This is a genomic window from Nocardia sp. NPDC051052 (assembly GCF_044456045.1).
In the GTDB taxonomy this organism is placed as follows: domain Bacteria; phylum Actinomycetota; class Actinomycetes; order Mycobacteriales; family Mycobacteriaceae; genus Nocardia.
In genome coordinates, this window is record NZ_JBITFL010000002.1 from 959,338 (window position 1) to 978,462 (window position 19,125).

At 67.4% G+C, this 19,125-nt stretch carries 14 protein-coding genes; 3 read left to right on the forward strand and 11 right to left on the reverse strand.

Annotated elements, in window-relative coordinates; genetic code table 11:
- The first annotated feature begins 147 nt into the window (after positions 1–147).
- Positions 148–1,266, forward strand: a complete 1,119-nt coding sequence (aroB, locus tag ACIBCN_RS09550; protein ID WP_396991039.1) for a 3-dehydroquinate synthase — start codon at positions 148–150, stop codon at positions 1,264–1,266.
- Positions 1,267–1,376: 110 nt separating this feature from the next.
- Here the strand turns inward: aroB and ACIBCN_RS09555 are convergent, their stop codons facing one another.
- The 7 genes from ACIBCN_RS09555 to ACIBCN_RS09585 all read right to left on the reverse strand — a co-directional run bounded on the left by ACIBCN_RS09555 (position 1,377) and on the right by ACIBCN_RS09585 (position 9,546).
- Positions 1,377–1,628 carry a hypothetical protein gene (locus ACIBCN_RS09555; RefSeq protein ID WP_396991040.1) on the reverse strand — a complete coding sequence of 84 codons (252 nt, stop codon included), beginning with the start codon at positions 1,626–1,628 and terminating at the stop codon, positions 1,377–1,379.
- A 198-nt stretch (positions 1,629–1,826) separates the two neighbouring features.
- Positions 1,827–2,285 carry a B-4DMT family transporter gene (locus ACIBCN_RS09560; protein ID WP_396991041.1) on the reverse strand — a complete coding sequence of 153 codons (459 nt, stop codon included), beginning with the start codon at positions 2,283–2,285 and terminating at the stop codon, positions 1,827–1,829.
- 163 nt (positions 2,286–2,448) lie between these two features.
- Positions 2,449–3,264, reverse strand: a complete 816-nt coding sequence (locus ACIBCN_RS09565; protein WP_396991042.1) for a shikimate dehydrogenase — start codon at positions 3,262–3,264, stop codon at positions 2,449–2,451.
- A complete protein-coding gene (mltG, locus tag ACIBCN_RS09570; RefSeq protein ID WP_396991043.1) occupies positions 3,254–4,792 on the reverse strand; it encodes an endolytic transglycosylase MltG in 1,539 nt (512 codons plus the stop codon). Before mltG ends, ACIBCN_RS09565 begins: the two co-directional genes overlap by 11 nt.
- Positions 4,789–5,406 (reverse strand): Holliday junction resolvase RuvX, encoded by a 618-nt coding sequence (gene ruvX / locus ACIBCN_RS09575; protein WP_396991044.1) that lies wholly within the window; start codon positions 5,404–5,406, stop codon positions 4,789–4,791. The genes mltG and ruvX overlap by 4 nt, the downstream gene beginning before the upstream one ends.
- Positions 5,406–8,069 carry an alanine--tRNA ligase gene (alaS, locus tag ACIBCN_RS09580; protein WP_396991045.1) on the reverse strand — a complete coding sequence of 888 codons (2,664 nt, stop codon included), beginning with the start codon at positions 8,067–8,069 and terminating at the stop codon, positions 5,406–5,408. The genes ruvX and alaS overlap by 1 nt, the downstream gene beginning before the upstream one ends.
- A 130-nt stretch (positions 8,070–8,199) precedes the next feature.
- Entirely contained in the window at positions 8,200–9,546 is a 1,347-nt protein-coding gene (locus ACIBCN_RS09585) for a replication-associated recombination protein A (RefSeq protein WP_396991046.1), read from the reverse strand.
- Positions 9,547–10,170: 624 nt separating this feature from the next.
- Here ACIBCN_RS09585 and ACIBCN_RS09590 point away from each other — a divergent pair.
- The gene (locus tag ACIBCN_RS09590) at positions 10,171–11,835 is read left to right on the forward strand and encodes an alkaline phosphatase D family protein (RefSeq protein ID WP_396991047.1); all 1,665 of its coding nucleotides are present in this window, start codon (positions 10,171–10,173) and stop codon (positions 11,833–11,835) included.
- A 318-nt stretch (positions 11,836–12,153) separates the two neighbouring features.
- On the opposite strand, the gene ACIBCN_RS09595 is transcribed toward ACIBCN_RS09590, so the two are convergent.
- Both ACIBCN_RS09595 and ACIBCN_RS09600 read right to left on the reverse strand, forming a co-directional pair.
- On the reverse strand, positions 12,154–12,510 hold the full coding sequence (locus tag ACIBCN_RS09595; RefSeq protein WP_396991048.1) for a hypothetical protein: 357 nt from the start codon (positions 12,508–12,510) through the stop codon (positions 12,154–12,156).
- 358 nt (positions 12,511–12,868) lie between these two features.
- Entirely contained in the window at positions 12,869–14,038 is a 1,170-nt protein-coding gene (locus tag ACIBCN_RS09600) for a phosphotransferase family protein (RefSeq protein WP_396991049.1), read from the reverse strand.
- A gap of 731 nt (positions 14,039–14,769) precedes the next feature.
- On the opposite strand from ACIBCN_RS09600, the gene ACIBCN_RS09605 reads away from it, so the two are divergent.
- A complete protein-coding gene (locus ACIBCN_RS09605; protein ID WP_396991050.1) occupies positions 14,770–15,495 on the forward strand; it encodes a hypothetical protein in 726 nt (241 codons plus the stop codon).
- On the opposite strand, the gene ACIBCN_RS09610 is transcribed toward ACIBCN_RS09605, so the two are convergent.
- Entirely contained in the window at positions 15,484–16,470 is a 987-nt protein-coding gene (locus ACIBCN_RS09610) for a DUF389 domain-containing protein (RefSeq protein ID WP_396991051.1), read from the reverse strand. The genes ACIBCN_RS09605 and ACIBCN_RS09610 overlap by 12 nt on opposite strands.
- Before the next feature lie 75 nt (positions 16,471–16,545).
- The gene (gene aspS / locus ACIBCN_RS09615) at positions 16,546–18,372 is read right to left on the reverse strand and encodes an aspartate--tRNA ligase (protein WP_396991052.1); all 1,827 of its coding nucleotides are present in this window, start codon (positions 18,370–18,372) and stop codon (positions 16,546–16,548) included.
- Positions 18,373–19,125 lie beyond the last annotated feature (753 nt).

The window sequence follows — 19,125 nt, forward strand, 5'->3', positions numbered from 1 at the left end:
TGAGCGAGCGTAGCGAGAGAACCACAGCACCGGCTGGCGCGACGGAGCCGAGCGTTAGCGAGGCGCAGCTGTGAGCGAGCGTAGCGAGGGAACCACAGACACAGCACCGTCTGGCGCGACGGAGCCGAGCGTTAGCGAGGCGCAGTCGTGACAGAGCCGAATCGTCTGGAAGTTCGGACCGCCGATCCGTATCCGGTGATCATCGGCCGCGGATTGCTCGGTGAGCTCGTCGAGGCCGTCAGCGGCGCGACGAATGGCGTGCGGACGGTGGCGATCTTCCATCAGCCGCCGCTCGCCGAGACCGCCGAGGCGGTGCGGAAGGCGTTGGCCGACACCGGCATCGACGCGCACCGCATCGAGATCCCGGACGCCGAAGCGGGCAAGGAACTCGCCGTCGCAGGCTTCTGCTGGGAGGTGCTCGGCCGAATCGGCTTGACCCGCAACGATGTCGTGGTGAGCCTCGGTGGCGGCGCCGCCACCGACCTGGCCGGTTTCGTGGCCGCCACCTGGATGCGCGGCGTCCAGATCGTGCACGTGCCGACCACGCTGCTGGCCATGGTCGACGCGGCCGTCGGCGGCAAGACCGGCATCAACACCGAGGCGGGCAAGAATCTGGTCGGCTGCTTCCACGAGCCCGCCGCCGTGCTCGTCGACCTGGTCACGCTGGAAACGGTGCCGCGCAACGAGATCGTCGCGGGCATGGCCGAGATCATCAAGGCCGGTTTCATCGCCGACCCGGTCATCCTCGATCTGGTGGAGCGCGACCCGGCGGCTGCCCTCGACCCCACCGGCGAGGTGCTGCCCGAGCTGATCCGGCGCGCGATCCAGGTGAAGGCCGATGTCGTCGCCGCCGATCTCAAGGAGGTTAGCCTCCGCGAGATCCTCAACTACGGTCACACCCTCGGCCATGCCATCGAGCGCCGCGAGCGCTACCGCTGGCGCCACGGCGCCGCCGTCTCCGTCGGCCTCGTCTTCGCCGCCGAACTCGGCCGCCTCGCCGGCCGCCTCGACGACGCCACCGCCGACCGGCACCGCACCGTCCTGGAAAGCGTCGGCCTGCCGACCACCTACGACGCCGACGCCCTCCCTCAACTCCTCGAAACCATGCAGACGGACAAGAAAACCCGCTCCGGCGTCCTCCGCTTCGTCATCCTCGACGGCCTCGCGAAACCCGGCCGCCTCGAGGGCCCCGACCCCACCCTCCTCGCCGCGGCCTACTCGGCAATCCTCCGCGAAGGCACCCCTAGCACCGGCATCCTGCTGTAGTCAGACAGCAGTAACGGCGCACCCCGCGATCGGAGTGCGCCGTTACTTGCGCCCAAGGTTCGGCCAGTACACCGCCCTGGCCGGGCCTTCGCACGGTCAGCGGGGGCGTCTCACGGCTGCGGAATCCAGTAGTCGTACCGATCGTTGTCCCAACGCGCGACGCATTCGCCATTCGGATTCCAATTCGGGCCCTCTTTCAGGCAGTACCCCAGCGAAACGTTCGCGACGGAGGGCAGGCACACGTAGTTCCAATGCGGCGCATTCGACGCACAGCCGTTGTCCTGCGCTGCCGCCTGCCCGGCGAAGACGACCGCGGACGCGGCGACCGCCATTGCGGCGGCGACTCCAACTCGAATCAACATGACAATTCCCTCCCGTTGAAATGCATTGGATAGCAACAGAATATCGAGGGGTTTGCCAGCGACAGGGACGGTAGCCAGAGGTTGGCAGGGACCGCCAAAAGTTGGCAGTGAAGCCGTCGACGACAGTCCAGGTGCGCCGCGCGGTCGAGGGTGGACAGCAAAAACGGCGCACCCTAGGAGTGCGCCGTTTCGCGAATGTCAGGCGGGGGTGTGTACCGGAGTCGACTGCTTGTTGTGCGAGCGGTCGGCGAAGATGCGGCCGAGGCCGACGCCGATCAGCGCGGGAATGAAGATCAGCAGGACGATGAAGGCCGCGCCCGCGGTGAGTTCGAAGAGGATGCCGTTGTCGCCGAGGTCGAACTTGGGCAGCCAGTCGATGATCCAGGCGCCGAGGCCGCTGCCCAGGCCGCCCGCCGCCGCGGCCTTGAGCCACAGCAGGGTCAGGTCGGTGCCGCGTTCCGGATCGGGCTGGGCCGACCGATCCTTGCGTCCGTCCAGCACACCCCAGTACAGCACGGCGGCCACGAGCACGATCAGGCAGAACACCCGCATCCAGACCCCGTGGGTCGGCCAGTTCACCATCGCGAACCCGAGCACCGTACGCAGCAGCACGACCAGCGCACCGAGCACGACCGCCCGCAACACCCAAGCATTCATGCGCACCACCATAACCCTGCGCATCGCCGAACCAAACTAGAACCGGTATCAGTTTCTGGACAGCGGGCCGCCACCCCCGCGCGCGACGGAATCGCCTGCCGTCACGAACGCCGAATGCCCCGGCTCGGTCGCGAGGTTCGCGGGGCGACCGAGGAGCGCGGGCTCAGGCCGAATTCTCTAGCGCCGCCGCCATTTCGGCACGCGGGGCCGGACTGCCGGTGAACAGTTCCACTTGCCTATACGCCTGGTTCAGCAGCATCTGCAAACCGCTGATCACCGTGTGCCCCGCCCGCGACACCGCCTCGGCCAGCGGCGTCGGCCACGGATGGTAGATCGCGTCGAGCACCACCGGGGCCGTCGCGACCGCGTCCGCGACCACCGCGGCGGCCTCGGCCGGGATCGTGCTGACCACGGCGCCCGCCCGCTCACAGAGTCCGGCGAGCGCGGCCGGATCGAAGCTGGTCACCGCGGCGTTCATGCCGAGACGTTCCGCGAGATCCAGCGCACGGCTGGCCCGTCCGGCGTCCCGGGCGATCACGGTCACCGTCTTCGCCCCGAGTTCGGACAACGCGAGCAGCGCGGGTCGCGCGGTCCCACCCGCGCCGAGCACCACGGCCTCGGCCACATCGGTGACCCCGCCGCCGCGCAGCGCACCGAGCACGCCGTCCACATCGGTGCAGTCGGCCCGCCAGCCGCCCTCGCCCCGGACGAGCGTGTTGGCCGAGCCGACCAGCACCGCCCGCTCGGTGCGCTCGGCGGCGTACGCGAGCGCGGCTTCCTTGCCCGGCATGGTCACCGACAGCCCGACCCATTCCGGTCCGAGCCCGTCGACCAGCCCGGGCAGCTGCTCACCGGTGCATTCGATGCGCTCATAGCTCCAATCGAGCCCGAGCGCGCGATACGCGGCCAGATGCAACTGCGGCGAGCGGGAATGCGCGATGGGCTTACCCAGCACCGCCGCTTTACGTTCAGCGGCCACTGTCGAGGATTCCGCTCGCCTGCGCCTGCTGGATGTAGCGCTGGTGCTGCTTGTAATCGTCGGTGAACAGGGTGGTGCCCTGCTTGTCGACGGTCACGAAGTACAGCCACGACCCGGCTTCCGGATTCTCCATGGCGCGCAACGCGTTCAGCGACGGCGCGGCGATCGGCGTCGCGGGCAGCCCGAGCTTCGCGTAGGTGTTCCACGGCGTCTCCGCGGCGCGGTCGGTGTCGGTGGTCTGCACCTCGGTGCGGTCGAGCGCGTAGTTCACCGTCGAGTCGAACTGCAGCATCTGCGGGACCCGGAGCCGGTTCACGATCACCCGCGCGACCTTGCCCATGTCCTGCGGCTTGGCCTCGCGTTCGACGAGCGACGCGGCGATCAGCGTCTGGTACGGCGTCAGCTTGGTCTCGCCGCCGGACTGCGGCAACCCGGTGGATTCATACATCTTGGCGCTCTGCGCCACGACCTGCCGCAGCATCTGCTCCGGCGTACCGCTCGGGTCGAAATCCAAGGTGCCCGCGGCGATCAGGCCCTCGAGCTGCCGGGTCCGGTCCGGGCAGTCCTTGACGCCCTGCGCGGCCCAGGCGGGCACGCCGAGCGCGGCCAGATCGACGTTCGCGCCCGCGGCGTCGAGTTGTTCGTAGGTTGCACACTTCTGGGTCGGTCCGGTGCCGATGCAGCTGGCCGCCGCCATCATCCGGTAGATGCCGTCGGTGCGCCTGCCGGTGCCGCCCACCTCGAACTGGTCGTGCAGCAGCCGTCCCTCGGGAATGACCAGGTTCCCGACGCGTGCTTGCTTGCCGAGCAGCGCGGTGACCGCCTGCGCGGCGGGGATGCGGCTCGGGATCGCGTAGAAGCCCGGCTGCACCGAGTTCATGTTCGAATTCCGCACGGCCGCTTCGAAGAACGCGCCCGTGCTGGCGACGACGTCGCGCTCCTTCATCGTCGAGGCGATCTGCTGCGAGGTGTCCCCGTCGTGCACCTGCACCACCACCAGCGGACCGGGCTGGCCGCCGGTGGCGTAGTCCTCGGGGCTGCCGAGCGACTTGATCAGCTTCATGCCCGCGAATACCGCGGCACCCGCGAACAGCAGCACGAAGACACCCGCGACGAGCCACAGGGTGCGGCGACGACGCTTGCGCTCTTTGGCTTTGCGCGAGGCGGCCCTGGAGCGCCTGCCGCGCTGCGGGCTCTTCGACCGGCGCCGCGTTTGGGGCTCATCATCGTCGTCGTCTACCGGTTCCCGGCGGCCGACCCGCGGGCGTGCTGCGTCGCGCCGCTCCCTGGACCGCGACGCCGGGGCGGGCGGCGGCTGGTCGTCCATGTCGTCGGTGTAGCGCGGGATGACCGTCGTGTCGTCCTCGTAGTCGTCCCAGGCGTCCTGCTCCCGGCCGACCACGCGGTTCGTCTTGCCGCGGTTGTCTCTGCTGTTCTGCCCACCCCAGGCTCGGTCGTCACGCCGGTAACGCCGATCAGCTTCGCGCTGTCGGAACCGTTCCTCGGCCCGCGCCCATCGATCCGTCATGCGTCGTCCTCAGACGACGCATGACGCACCGCTTCAACCGACCTCAACACCGCACTCCGTTCGTCCAACCATCCTTGCAGGATCGAGACGGCCGCCGCCTGATCGATCACTTGCCGCTGGCCACGCGCGCGAACTCCACTGTCCCGCAATGCACGTGCAGCTGACACCGTAGTCAACCGTTCGTCGGAAAGTCGTATAGGTACCGGCGACACGGCGGCCCGCAACTCCTCGGCGAATGCGGTGGCAATGGTAGCGGCAGCGCCCTTCTCCCCGCGCAATGTTCGCGGCAGACCGACGATTACCTCGACTGCCTCGTACTCCCGCACAATTTCAGCAATTCTGGCGATATCGGGTGCGGGGCCGACCGAGCGCTTGTTCGGCTTCGCACGAGGCACTGTTTCCACGGGCGTGGCGAGGACGCAGTCGGGGTCACTGGACGCGACACCGATACGGACACTCCCGACATCGACGGCAATTCGTCTGCCACGACCGGGATCTGAATCGGGACGGGGCCGGTCGGTGCCGTGCGACACCGACCTCTCGGAACTATCAGGGTCCGACAGCCCACCCGTCTCCCGGCCACCGCCCCCCGCGGAATCGCTTCGCGATGCCATCACTTCGCCAGTTCGGCCACCCGAGCACGGACCGCGGCAAGACCAGTCGGAATCCCCGAGGGATCAGATCCAGCGCCCTGCGCCATCTCCGGCTTGCCGCCGCCACGACCGGCGATGCTCGGGCCGAAGGCGCCGACCAGATCACCGGCTTTGAAACCGAGCTCCTGGGCGCCCTTGTTGACGGTCACGACGAACGGCACCTTGCCGTCGGCATTGCCGAGCAGCACCACCACGGCAGGTAGCGTGCCGAACCGGCCGCGGATATCGGTGGCCAACGTCCGCAGATCGCCGGCCGGAACACCCTCGGGCGCGGCGACGGCGACCAACAGCACAGCACCGATCCGCTCGGCCTCCTCGACGAACTTGCCCGCCGAAGACAACACCGCGGCCATCTTGGTGCGCTCGAGTTCCTTCTCAGCAACCTTGAGTCGTTCGACCAACTGCTCGACTCGCGCGGGCACCTCATCCGAGGGCACCTTCAGCGACGACGCCACACCGGCCAGCAGCGCGCGCTCCTTGGCCAGGTACTGATACGAGTCCAGGCCGACGAAGGCCTCGACGCGGCGGATACCGGAACCGACCGAGGACTCACCGAGCACGGTGATCGGGCCGATCTGCGAGGAATGCTGCACGTGCGTGCCACCGCACAGCTCCATCGAGAACGGGCCGCCGATCTCCACCACGCGCACTTCGTCGCCGTAGTTCTCGCCGAACAGCGCCATCGCGCCCATTTCCTTGGCCTTGGGCAGGTCGGTGACGAAGGTGTTCACCGGGAAGTCGGCGCTGACCGCGTCGTTGGACACGGCCTCGATCTCGGACTTCTGCTGCTCGGAGAGCTGGCCCTGCCAGTTGAAGTCGAACCGCAGATAGCCCGGCTTGTTCAACGAACCGGCCTGCACGGCGTTCGGGCCCAGGATCTGACGCAGCGCGGCATGCACCATGTGCGTGCCGGAGTGACCCTGGGTGGCGCCGCGACGCCACGCCGGATCCGCTTGCGCGAGAACGACATCGCCCTCGGTGACCTGTCCCTGCTCCACCGTGGACTTGTGCACCCACACCTTCTTGGCGATCTTCTGCACGTCGTTGACGCGCAACTTCAGCCCGTTCGCGGTGATCGAACCGCGGTCGGCGATCTGGCCACCGGACTCCGCGTAGAGCGGGCTGCGATCCAGGATCACCTCGACGTCCTGACCGGCCGTGGCGACGGGAACCCGCACACCATCGGCGATCAGCGCGAGCACGTGCGCCTCGGAGGTCAGCTCGTCGAAACCGGTGAACTCGGTAGCACCGCGGTCGACCAGTTCCTTGTAGACCGTGAGGTCGGCGTGCGCGTGCTTGCGGGCCTGCGCGTCATCCTTGGCCCGCTTGCGCTGCTCGGCCATCAACGAACGGAAGCCGTCCTCGTCCACCGAAAGGCCCGCCTCGGCGGCCATTTCCAGGGTGAGATCGATCGGGAAGCCGTACGTGTCGTGCAGCGTGAAGGCGTCCGTACCCGCAATCGTGTTGCTGCCCTTGGCCTTCACGGCGGCGGCCGTGTTGTCGAACAGGGTGGAACCGGTGTTCAGCGTCTTGAGGAACGCCGTCTCCTCGCCCACCGCGACCGTCTCGATGCGCCGGAAATCGGTGGCGAGTTCCGGGTACGACGGCGACATCAGGTCGCTGACGACCTTCATGAACTCGCCCATCACCGGCTTCTCCGCGCCGAGCAGGCGGGCCGAACGGACGATCCGGCGCAGCAGGCGGCGCAGCACGTAGCCGCGGCCGTCGTTACCCGGGTTGACGCCGTCGGCGATCAGCATCGCGCCGGTGCGCGCGTGGTCGGCGATCACCCGGAACCGGACGTCGTCCTCGTGCGTGACGCCGTAGGACCGGCCGGTCAGCTCCTCGGCCTTGTCGATGATCGGACGCAGCAGATCGGTCTCGTAGACGTTGTCGACGCCCTGCAGCAGGAACGCGACGCGCTCGACGCCCATGCCGGTGTCGATGTTCTTCTTGGGCAGCGGTCCGAGGATCTCGAAGTCGTCCTTGCTGGTGCCCGCGCCGCGCTCGTTCTGCATGAACACGAGGTTCCAGATCTCGATGTAGCGATCCTCGTCGGCCTCGGGGCCGCCCTCGATGCCGTATTCGGGGCCGCGGTCGTAGTAGATCTCCGAGCACGGGCCACACGGGCCCGGGATGCCCATCGACCAGTAGTTGTCGGCCATGCCGCGGCGCTGGATGCGCTCAGCGGGCACACCCATCGAGAGCCAGATCTGCTCGGCCTCATCGTCATCGAGATAGACGGTGGCCCAGAGGCGCTGCGGATCGAAGCCGTAGCCGCCGTCCTCGACGCTGTTGGTCAGCAGCGTCCAGGCGAAGGTGATCGCCTCGCGCTTGAAGTAGTCGCCGAAGCTGAAGTTGCCTGCCATCTGGAAGAACGTGTTGTGCCGGGTGGTGATGCCGACGTTCTCGATGTCACCGGTGCGCACGCACTTCTGCACACTCGTCGCGGTCGCATACGGGGGTGTCTGCTGACCGAGGAAGAACGGCACGAACTGGACCATGCCTGCGTTGACGAACAGCAGGTTCGGGTCGGCCAGGATCAACGAGGCACTCGGTACCTCGGTATGCCCGGCACGGACGAAATGGTCCAGGAAGCGCCGTCGAATCTCGTGGGTCTGCACGAATATCCAGCCTACCGGTGCGGTGCACATGGTTTTTCATCGACTGGGGTGGTGTGGGCCACCGGGCTACCTTGCGGCGATCTGCCCGCCGAGTCGGTCGAATGTCCGGTGACGGCGGCGCATGGTGCGGCTACTTGCCGCGGATGATCCGGCGCAACTTGTCCACCCGGGGGCCGACCTCGCGTTCGTTGCCGTGGTCGGTGGGTTGGTAGTAGTTCACGCCGACCAGCTGGTCGGGCGGGTACTGCTGGGCGAGGACGCCGTCCTTGTTGTCGTGCGGGTACTTGTAACCCTGCGCGTTGCCGAGTTTGGCCGCACCCGCGTAGTGACCGTCGCGCAGATGCGGTGGCACCGCGCCCGCCTTACCCGCCGCGACGTCGGCCATGGCGGCACCGAGCGCGGCGATGACGGCACCGGATTTCGGGGCGCTCGCCAGATGAATCGTGGCCTGCGCCAACGCGAGACGAGCCTCCGGCAGACCGACCAGCTGAACCACCTGCGCGGCGGCGGTGGCCGTTTGCAGCGCCATCGGATCGGCCATCCCGATGTCCTCGCTCGCATGGATCATCAGCCTGCGTGCGATGAATCGCGGGTCCTCCCCCGCGGTCAGCATCCTGGCCAGGTAGTGCAGCGAGGCGTCGACGTCGGAGCCGCGGATGGACTTGATGAACGCGCTGATCACGTCGTAGTGCTGGTCGCCGGCCCGGTCGTAGCGGACGGCGGCCTTGTCCACGCTGGCCTCGACGAGCTCGACGCCGACCGTGCCGTCCAGCGACGATTCCGCCGAGGCCTCCAACGCGGTGAGCGCGCGGCGGGCGTCACCGCCCGCGATGCGGACGATGTGGTCCAGTGCCTCGTCGGACACGGTGTACTGGTCGTCCAGCCCGCGCTGATCGTGGATCGCGCGCTGCAACACCTGACGGATGTCGTCCTCGGTGAGCGATTGCAGTTGCAGCACCAGCGAGCGGGACAGCAGCGGTGACACCACGGAGAACGACGGATTCTCGGTGGTCGCGCCGACCAGCAGCACGATCCGGTTCTCCACCGCGGCGAGCAACGCGTCCTGCTGCGTCTTGGAGAACCGATGCACCTCGTCGATGAACAGCACGGTCTGCTCGCTGGACGACAGCCTGCGCCGCGCCACGTCGATGACCGCGCGCACCTCCTTCACCCCCGCCGACAGCGCCGACAGCGCCTCGAACCGCCTGCCCGTCGAGTGCGAGATCAGCGAGGCGAGCGTCGTCTTGCCGGTACCCGGCGGCCCGTACAACAGCACCGACGCCGCTCCCGACCCCTCGACCAGCCGTCGCAGCGGCGATCCCGGCCCGAGCAGATGCTGCTGCCCGACCACCTCGTCCAGCGACGCGGGCCGCATCCGCACCGCGAGCGGCGCGCCCGAATCCCGCCGCACCACACTGTCGATGCTGTGCTCCGCGGGGACGCCGTCGCCAGGCACGTCGAACAGTCCGTCACTCATGACCGCACCCCACACCCGCGCGGACGCACAGCGCACGAGCGCACACCACACCCCTGGTCAGCTCGCCGCATTCGCACACCCGCCAACGTTACCGAGGCCCACTGACAACCTCACGCCCACTCACCGATTAGTACATCGTGGGGTGACACACGAGCCGGGCCACCATCATGTCCGAAATTTGAGAGTTGCGTGCAGTGCACGCGGGTAGCGCGTTCTGTACACTACTTACGTCACGCAAGTGATGCTGGGCGGTGGACGCCGATGCCAGTCGACGCCCACCTGATGGGTCTAGCTAGCCCTTAACCAGCGGACCAGCATGAGCGCCCCGGCGACCACGGCAGCTGTTGTCAGCAGGATGCCGTAGTCGACCGGGGCCTTGCTCTTTGCCCGGCGATGTTTCGCCATTCCCCATCACCCCCATCCTGGGCGCGGTGTGTGGACCATGTCCACCGCCCCTCGGAATGAGGTGGCATCACTCTACGTCAGCCCTCCGACGGGAATCGTTGGACCACAGTCACTTCCAGGATCGGTCGCGGGCGATACCGGACTGGCGATCTCCAGCTCGATCACGGGTGGGGATCGGTGGTCTCCGGCGAGCCGATTTGCGTGGCGGCCGGACATCGGATGGGATCAATAGTCGTGGCTGAAAACGTGGTCGTTTCAGATTCTTCGTTCGGGCCGTTCGCGCGGCGCACGCTGCTGAAAGGTAGCGCGGTGGCGACCGCGACGGCGCTGCTGACCGCCGCACCCGCGCGGGCGGCGGGTGTGGTGTTCCGGCACGGGGTCGCGTCCGGTGATCCGCTGCCGAACGGTGTCATCCTTTGGACCCGGGTGACCGTGTCCGACGACGCGGCGCCCGGTTCGGGCGTGGGCGAATCGGCAAGCGTGCGTTGGGAAATCGCCGAGGACGAGCGGTTCGGTACGCTCACGACGTCTGGAACCGTGACGGCCGCAGCGTCTTCCGACCACACGGTGCAGGTCGACGTGTCCGGGCTCGCGCCGGGCACTGTCTACTTCTATCGATTCACCGCGCTCGGCGAAACGTCCGCGATCGGCCGTACCCGGACCGCGCCCGCGATCTCCGACGCACCGGAGCGCCTCCGCTTCGGGATCGTGTCCTGCGCGAACTGGGAGGCCGGGTACTTCGGCGCCTACCGGCACCTGGCCGCGCGCACCGACCTCGACGCCATCGTGCACCTGGGCGACTACATCTACGAGTACGGCCGCGGCAAGTACGGCGGCCGCAACGGCGTTGTGCGCCCGCATGATCCGGCGAACGAGACCGTCAGCCTGGCCGACTATCGAATTCGCCACGCGCAGTACAAGACCGACCCCGATCTGCTGGACTTGCATGCCCGCCAGCCGTTCATCTGCACCTGGGACGATCACGAGTCCGCCGACAACTCCTGGTCCGGCGGGGCGAACAACCACGATCCCGCCACCCAGGGCGACTGGCAGGATCGCCGCGCCGCCTCCGCGCAGGCGTACCTGGAGTGGATGCCGGTGCGCGCCAAGGGTTCCGGTGCGGAACTGCAGATCTACCGCAGGCTGCGCTTCGGCACACTCGCCGAACTGTCCATGCTGGACCTGCGCAGCTACCGTGATCAGGAGGCGAAGCCGGGCGCGGGCTGGCGCGCGGCGGACAACCCGGCCCGCACCATCACCGGGAAAGCCCAAATGGATTGGCTCACCGCCGGATTGGCCTCCGCGTCGGTGCGCTGGAAGCTGGTCGGCAACTCGGTGATGATCGCGCCGCTGGTCTTCCCGCCGCTCGAACCGGCCACCACCGCGGCGATCACCAGCACCCTCGGCGTGCCGCAGTCGGGCCTCACCGTGAACGGCGACCAGTGGGACGGCTACACCGCCGACCGGCAGCGGTTGTTCCGCGCGATCACCGACCAGCAGGTCTCCGACGTGGTCTTCCTGACCGGCGACATCCATTCCTCGTGGGCCGCCGACCTGCCCGTCGACGCCGCGAACTATCCCGCCGGAGCCACCGCGGGCGCCGAATTCGTCGTGCCGTCCATCACCTCGACCAGCGTCGGCGACCTGCTGAAGCTGAACTCGGCACCGATCGCGGAGTCGATCAAGGGCATCAACCACCACCTGCGCTACGTCGAACTCGATTCGCACGGCTATGGCGTACTCGAGGTCACCCCCGACCAAACCCAAATGGACTGGTTCTACCTCGCCGACGTGACAGATCCGAATTCCGGTGTGCGCCACGCCAATTCACTCGCGGTTCGATCCGGCGGCCGACTCGAGCCACGCCCAGCGCCGGTGAGCTGAAAGCCGTTCAGGCGACCGGGCACCTCGACCAGCACTCGACGCCATCGAGCCAACGGGACACCTCGGCAGTACTCGAACCGAACTCAGCGCCAATGGGCCGACGGCGTTCACGCGCGGACGATGGGAGCCACGCCCGGTGCCAGTGAGCTAGCGGCATGTTCGGGCGGGGCCGGGCACGTCGAACCCGCCCGACGCCAGCGAACGAGAGGCCGGGCGAATGGGCACCTCGACTCACGATTGACGTCAGTAGCCGAGAGGACAGTTGGGCGCGCGAGCACCTCGAGCCGCACTCAGCGCCAATGAGCTGGTCGGAACGTTCTACGACCCGCCCCCGCAGCCGCCACCACCGCCGCCGCAACCACCGCCACCACCGCAGCCGCCGCCGTGGCCACCACCACAGCTGCCGCCGTGACCGTGATGGCCGCCGTCTCCGCCGCTGCCGAACAATCCGATACTGCCCATGGACCATCCGCCGCCGCCCACGGCCCCCTTCTTGCGACGCCGCTGGCTGCGTGGACTGCTGATCTGCGCGCTGAGCACGCTGCCGGACTGTCGGGCGCGCGTCAGCGGGTCGATGTCCTCGGCTCGACGAAGCGTCTGCCGCCGCATGACCAGCAGTGCCAGCACGACAGCGACGATGACGCTCGCGATGACTATCAGCAGCACAGTGTTCACCGTGACCACTCCTCTCCAACCCCGTGGTCTAGAACACCCCAGCGTACTGCGGCCGACACCCGAGCACCGGCCCCCGATTACAGGGGCGCTGGTGATTTTCCGGCGCAGACGCGCACCTTCTGACATCCGCACGCGTGTCAGTGCGGCGGGTTGGTGTGCGGGAAATCAGAAGGTGTGCGGCGGCTGGCTAGTTGAACGCAGAACTACCAGCGGCAGCCGATGAGTCAGGTAGCGCCTCTTCAATACCTTCAGTCCACCTGAAATCAGATTCTGTGCATTATCTATTCACCGCAAACCCAGCGGCAGACAAAAACTTTCAGGCAACGTCAACAGAACGAATTCCGGCAACCCGCGAATTCTATTCGGACCAGCGCTCTTCCAGCATCGCCGAAACATCCTCGGCGAAGTCGCCGACGCTATCGTCACCGGTGCACCGAGCGTCCTCGGCCAACGCGGCCCAACGATTGATCAACGCCTCCGACCGCGGCACGGACAGCCCGTGCTCACGTGCGGCCGCGATGCGGGCGTGGTCCGCGGGCAGGAACCAGTAGGTGGACAACCACACCCAGATCAGCCGAGCCTCGAGGATCCGCTCGGACATCACCTCGTCATCGGCCAGCGCGGGCCACACGCCGACCACCTCGGAACGCCACGCCTCGACCATCTGGCTGGCGCGTTCCCTGGACAGTTCGAAGTCGCACAGGCAGCCGGGGAACGACACCAGCGCATAGGCGATGTCGAGCGTGGCATCGCGGAATCCGCCCCACTCGTAGTCGAGGAACCGCGCGCCCTCCTCGTTGAGAATGACGTTGTCGGGGCACAGATCCGACGGACTGAACGCCCGGAATCGCCCGGCGGAGAACAACCGGTTACCGCGCACGATCCGCTCGGCGATCTCGCCGGGCACCTCGATACCCAGCTCCCGCTGCAGCAGGCCCGGCACCTCGGCGATCGCGGATTCGGCCTGCTGGGCAATGCCATCCACCCGATGCACCACGTCGACGCGCCGCAGCAGCGCCACGAAATCGGCCTCGCGGCCGACGGTCGCCGCGTGCATCCGGCCGAGCGCCTGCGCGAACGCCATCAGCCCGTTCCTGGTCGCCGGCTCGGCACCGGACTGCAGCATCTGGGTGAGCAGCGAGTTCTCGCCGAGGTCGCTGAGGATCAGCAAACGCTCGGGCAGGCTGTGTGCGATCAGGTACGCACCGGGCCGCTGTTCGCGGCTCAACGCGGTGGTGAATTGATACGACACCGCTTCACGTAGGAACGCGGAGTCGATGCTGGCGACTCCGGGCGCGAGACCGCCCGTGGTGCGGTCATGCGAGTGTCCGCGAACTTGTTTCACGATCAAGGTCCGCGGCAATGAGAAGGCGTTTTCCGCAACACGCACACGGAGAACCGTCGTTCTACCACTACCACTGAGTTCGATCGGATCGCTCAGCTTTACCGGAGCACCCATTCGCTTTGTGAGCAACTGTTGCGCTGCGGACACGACTTCGGCGGCGCGTTCGGCCAATAGTGCGGTCATCGCCCTTCAAGTTACTCGCATCAGGTCACTTCTAGCGAGCGGATACACAACCTTTCCGCGTCGTTCGGCGTGTCTCCCTCGAGGTTACGGGACGAGCGCGCGTTGCTTGACACGATTACACCCGTCAGGTTTTCTCATCGTCAACTGCTCTGCGCCACACCGCAAACCAGTTGAGTGGAAAGGTCTATGGCATGACTGGCACACCGCCTCCCCCGCCCCACGAATCAGCTGGCGACGCTCCCGACCACGGAGACGACGAACGCCACGCGGCACGGCCAGGGCAACACGAGAGTCACACTCCACAAGCACCGGGCACGAGCGCCGGGCAGGGTCGCCACGAGATGGCTGGGCCCGCCGGATACCCGCAGTTCGAGGGTCCGGGCGCGGCGCAGTACGGCAACGAACCCGTCGAGCCACCACCGCCGGTGGCGCCGCCGCAGCACTCGGCGCAGCCGGGTTATGCTGCCCAGCCTTGTCATCCGGACCAGCCCGGCGCTGCGGCCCAGCCCGGTTACTCGGCTCAGCCCGGTTCAGCTCCTCCGCCCGGTTACTCGGCTCAGCCCGGTGCAGCTCCCCCGCCCGGATACTCCACTCAACCGGGTTCAACTCCCCCACCCGGTTACGCGTCTCCGCCCAGTTATGGTCCGCCAGGAACGGGTCCCGGCACGCCGCCACCTGGCACTATGCCGCCGGGATCGATGCCGCCGCAAGGGAACCTGCCCTACGGTTCGATGCCACCACCGCAAGGCATGCAACCAGGCATGATGCCGCCGCCGGATGCGGACCCGGGGCAGCAACCGACCTACGGTTACCAGCAGTCCGCCGCCTCCGCCCCCGGCACCCTCGATGTCGGTCAGGCGCTCAGCTACGGCTGGGAGAAGTTCCGCTCGAACCCGGGGCCGTGGATGGGCGTGATCGCGGCCGGGCTGGTCATCTATCTCGGATTCGTGCTCGTCGTGCAGCTCACCGACCCGACGACGATGCTCCCGCTGCTGCTCATTTTCCTCGCGGTGCTGGCTGCTGTGTGGTTGCTGCAGGCCGCGATGGTGCGTGGCGCGCTGTATGAAACCGACGGCAGCAAACCCCATTTCGGGTCCTATTTCCGTTTCGTGAACGCGGGCAATGTGCTGATCACCGCCCTGCTGGCGTTCGTCCTGACCTTCATCGGGTCGGCGATCTGCATCCTGCCCGGCCTGGTCGTCGGCATACTGTGCATGTTCTCGCTGCATTTCGTGGTCGATCAGAACGAGGGTCCGTTCGAGGCGCTCAAGTCCAGCGCGACGCTGGTGGTCACCAATGTGTGGCCGGTGCTGTTGCTCGCGCTCTCGGTGCTATTCGTGACCTTCGTCGGCGCGCTGCTGTGCGGACTCGGCCTGCTGGTCGCGGGGCCGGTCGCGGTCATCGCGGTGACCTACGCCTACCGCACGCTGACCGGCGGCACCGTCTCACCGATCTGAAATGCCGGATTTGTCCGTCTGCGAACGCATTCCGATCCACCGCTGAAACCGCGCTACCGGCCCGGCCTCGCTGCCCGCGCGAGGCCGGAGCTCGAGTACGATCACCCCGGCCGCGATGATCCCCGCCAGGTTCACCGCGAGCTGACCCGCGGACATGAACGCGATATGCCACTGCCCCAAAGTGGCCGCGACAACGGCGAATCCGGCCGCGGGCACCGTCGTCACCGAGATGAACACGCCGATCAGCGCCGCCGACTTCGCGGTCACCAGCGAGAGCATGCCCGCCGCGCCCGCCAGCAGCGCGACGACCAACGAGAACGGTCCCACCTCATAGATGAAGTCGACATTCTTGACGCTCTCCACCCCGTTCAGCGTGATCCAGCCGAACTGCTCCCACACCAGCGTCGCGGCGAGGGTGACCAGCATGGCCACCGGGAACCCCACCGCGAGCGCGATCGCCGACCGGCGCGCGAGCCGAAAGTCGCGGCGCACCAACCCGACCGCGAACGCCGCGAGCGGACCGAACTCGGGACCGACGACCATCGCGCCGACAATGGTCACCGGCGAATCGGTGGCAACGCCGATCGCGGCCAGCAGGCACGCGATGGCGAGGAACGCGAGGAAGGTGGAGTTGAGCGTCGACTCCTCGTGCACCTGCGCGAGCAGTTCGTCCCACACCACCGCGTCGGTCGGATCGCCGGGCGCCGCCTCGACCGCCCGGTCCCCCGCGTCGGACAGCACGGTCTCGACCGGACCGAGCGTGATGCCACCGGTCTTGCAGATGCCGAGCTCGGTCAGCTCGGCAAGCACCTCGTTGGCCGCCTCCCGCGCGACATCGGCCTGCACCAGGTCGCCGGCGGGTTCCACCGCGACGCCGCGAGCCAGGGTCACATGCGTGGCACCTGGGTTCGCGGCGAGCACGGCCAGCACCTGGTCGGTCGTCTCCGGCGGGCTGATCATGCGCAGATGCAGCAACGGATCCCCTCGTGGTCAGTGCCGCCCGGCGCGGGTCGACGGATCGGAACTGTCCGAAAGGTACCGTTCGTCCGGCTATTCGGCCGACTTGTCCGCCTTCGCGTCGGCCTTGTCGCCCTTGTCGTCGGCGTTGTCGCCCTTCGGCGCGGGCTTGGCGTCCAGGCCCGCTTCCTTGCGCTGCTGCGCGGTGATCGGGGCCGGGGCGTCGGTCAGCGGGTCGACGCCGCCGCCGGTCTTCGGGAAGGCGATCACCTCGCGGATCGAGTCGAGCCCGGCGAGCAGCGCGACGATCCGGTCCCAGCCGAACGCGATGCCGCCGTGCGGCGGTGCGCCGAAAGCGAAGGCGTCCAACAGGAATCCGAACTTCTCCTGCGCCTCCTCCAGGCTGATGCCCATCACCTTGAAGACGCGCTCCTGCACATCGCGGCGATGGATACGGATGCTGCCGCCACCGATCTCGTTGCCGTTGCAGACGATGTCGTAGGCGTAGGCGAGCGCGGCACCGGGGTCGGTGTCGAAGGTGTCGACCGACTCGGGCTTCGGCGAGGTGAACGCGTGGTGCACCGCCGTCCACGCCGAATGACCAAGCGCCACATCGCCACTCGCGGTGGCCTCGGCGGCGGGCTCGAACATCGGCGCGTCCACGATCCAGACGAACGCCCACGCGTTCTCGTCGATCAGGCCGACCTTGCGGGCGATCTCGGCGCGCGCGGCACCGAGCAGCCCGCGCTGCGCCTTCGCCGGACCGGCCGCGAAGAACACGCAGTCGCCCGGCACCGCGCCGACATGCTTGGCCAGTCCGTCACGCTCGGCGTCGCTCAGGTTCTTGGCGACCGGGCCGCCGAGCGTGCCGTCCTCGTTGACGAGCACGTAGGCCAGGCCCTTGGCGCCGCGCTGCTTGGCCCACTCCTGCCAGGCGTCGAGCTGACGCCGCGGCTGGCTCGCGCCGCCCGGCATCACGACCGCGCCGACATACTCGGCCTGGAACACCCGGAACGGGGTGTCCTTGAAGTACTCGGCACACTCGGTGATCTCGATGCCGAAGCGCAGGTCCGGCTTGTCGGAACCGAAGCGGCGCATGGCTTCCGCATAGGTCATGTGCGGAATCGGGGTCGGGATCTCGTAGCCGATCAGCTTCCACAGCCCGGCCAGGATCTGCTCGGCGAGCAGGATCACGTCGTCCTGGCGGACGAAGCTCATCTCGATGTCGAGCTGGGTGAACTCGGGCTGGCGGTCGGCGCGGAAGTCCTCGTCGCGGTAGCAGCGCGCGATCTGGTAGTAGCGCTCGATGCCGCCGACCATCAGCAGCTGCTTGAACAGCTGCGGGCTCTGCGGCAGCGCGTAGAAACTGCCGGGCTGCAGGCGCGCGGGCACCAGGAAGTCGCGAGCGCCCTCCGGGGTGGACCGGGTCAGCGTCGGCGTCTCCACCTCGACGAACTCGTGGTCCGCGAGCACCGCGCGGGCGGCGGCGTTCGCCTTGGACCGCAACCGAATCGCGTGCGCCGGGCCTTCGCGGCGCAGATCCAGGTAGCGATACTTCAGCCGCGCCTCCTCGCCGGGCTGCTCGTCCAGCTGGAATGGCAGCGGCGCGCTCTCGTTGAGCACCTCGAGCTCGGCGACGTTCACCTCGATGGTGCCGGTCGGCAGGTCCGGGTTCTCGTTGCCGTCGGGTCGCAACTCCACCACGCCGGTGACCCGCACGCAGTACTCCGCGCGCAGCCGATGCGCCTGCTCGGCCGGCTCGCCCTCCCGGAACACCGCCTGCGACACTCCCGACGCGTCGCGCAGATCGATGAAGATCACGCCACCGTGGTCACGCCGCCTGGCCACCCATCCGGTGAGGGTCACGGTCTGACCGGCATGCTCGCTTCGCAGCGAACCAGCCAAGTGGGTGCGCAGCACAAGGTTCCTTTCGACGACTCCGGCACCGGCAGGCAATGGCCAGGTGCGGTAGTCATCGTAGCCAGCCCGACCGCTCAGCCGAAAACCGATATCCGCGCTGTTCACCTCGGGCGCGACGGACTGCGGCCGGCACCTCGGTGCGACGCGTCCACGGAGTCCATTATCTGGTGTCGGAATACCCGAATTCTCAACGTTTCACTCAGTGCATTATTGCGCACCAAGTGACTAATTCCCGTCCTGGATCAGACCGATTCGCTGCGGTTGACCAATGTGGATCCGCCGGCAATATTCCTAAATTTCCAAACCGAACGGCGCAAAAGAAATATCAGCAAGATCCTCACCAGAGCAAACGTGGATAATTATCGGGTTGAAGCGATGTCGACATAGACGCATAGGCAATGGGCCGCAGGAGGCTGCGACACGGCCGACCATAGCATTCATCCGTATCGTGGCGGCACCACGTCTCGCCCATTTTTTCGCCGCCGATGAGCGCAGGAGTGCAGTAGCAGCCCGAGACTTGGGCTCGGCAGGGCTCGGGTTCGATGCCAGGTTCAAAGGTCATCTGGACGCATCTTCTCCAATTCACATTCTTCAGATGACGCAAATTCCCACCCCCGTAAGATAAACAACTCCCTTGACAATGGACTCTAGCAATCGCACCGACCGAACACGAGAGTTGACGATTGCCCCGCCAACGCTCTAGGCCACGACAAACCGTTCCTTATGCCATTTATCTGACAACATCCATGACGT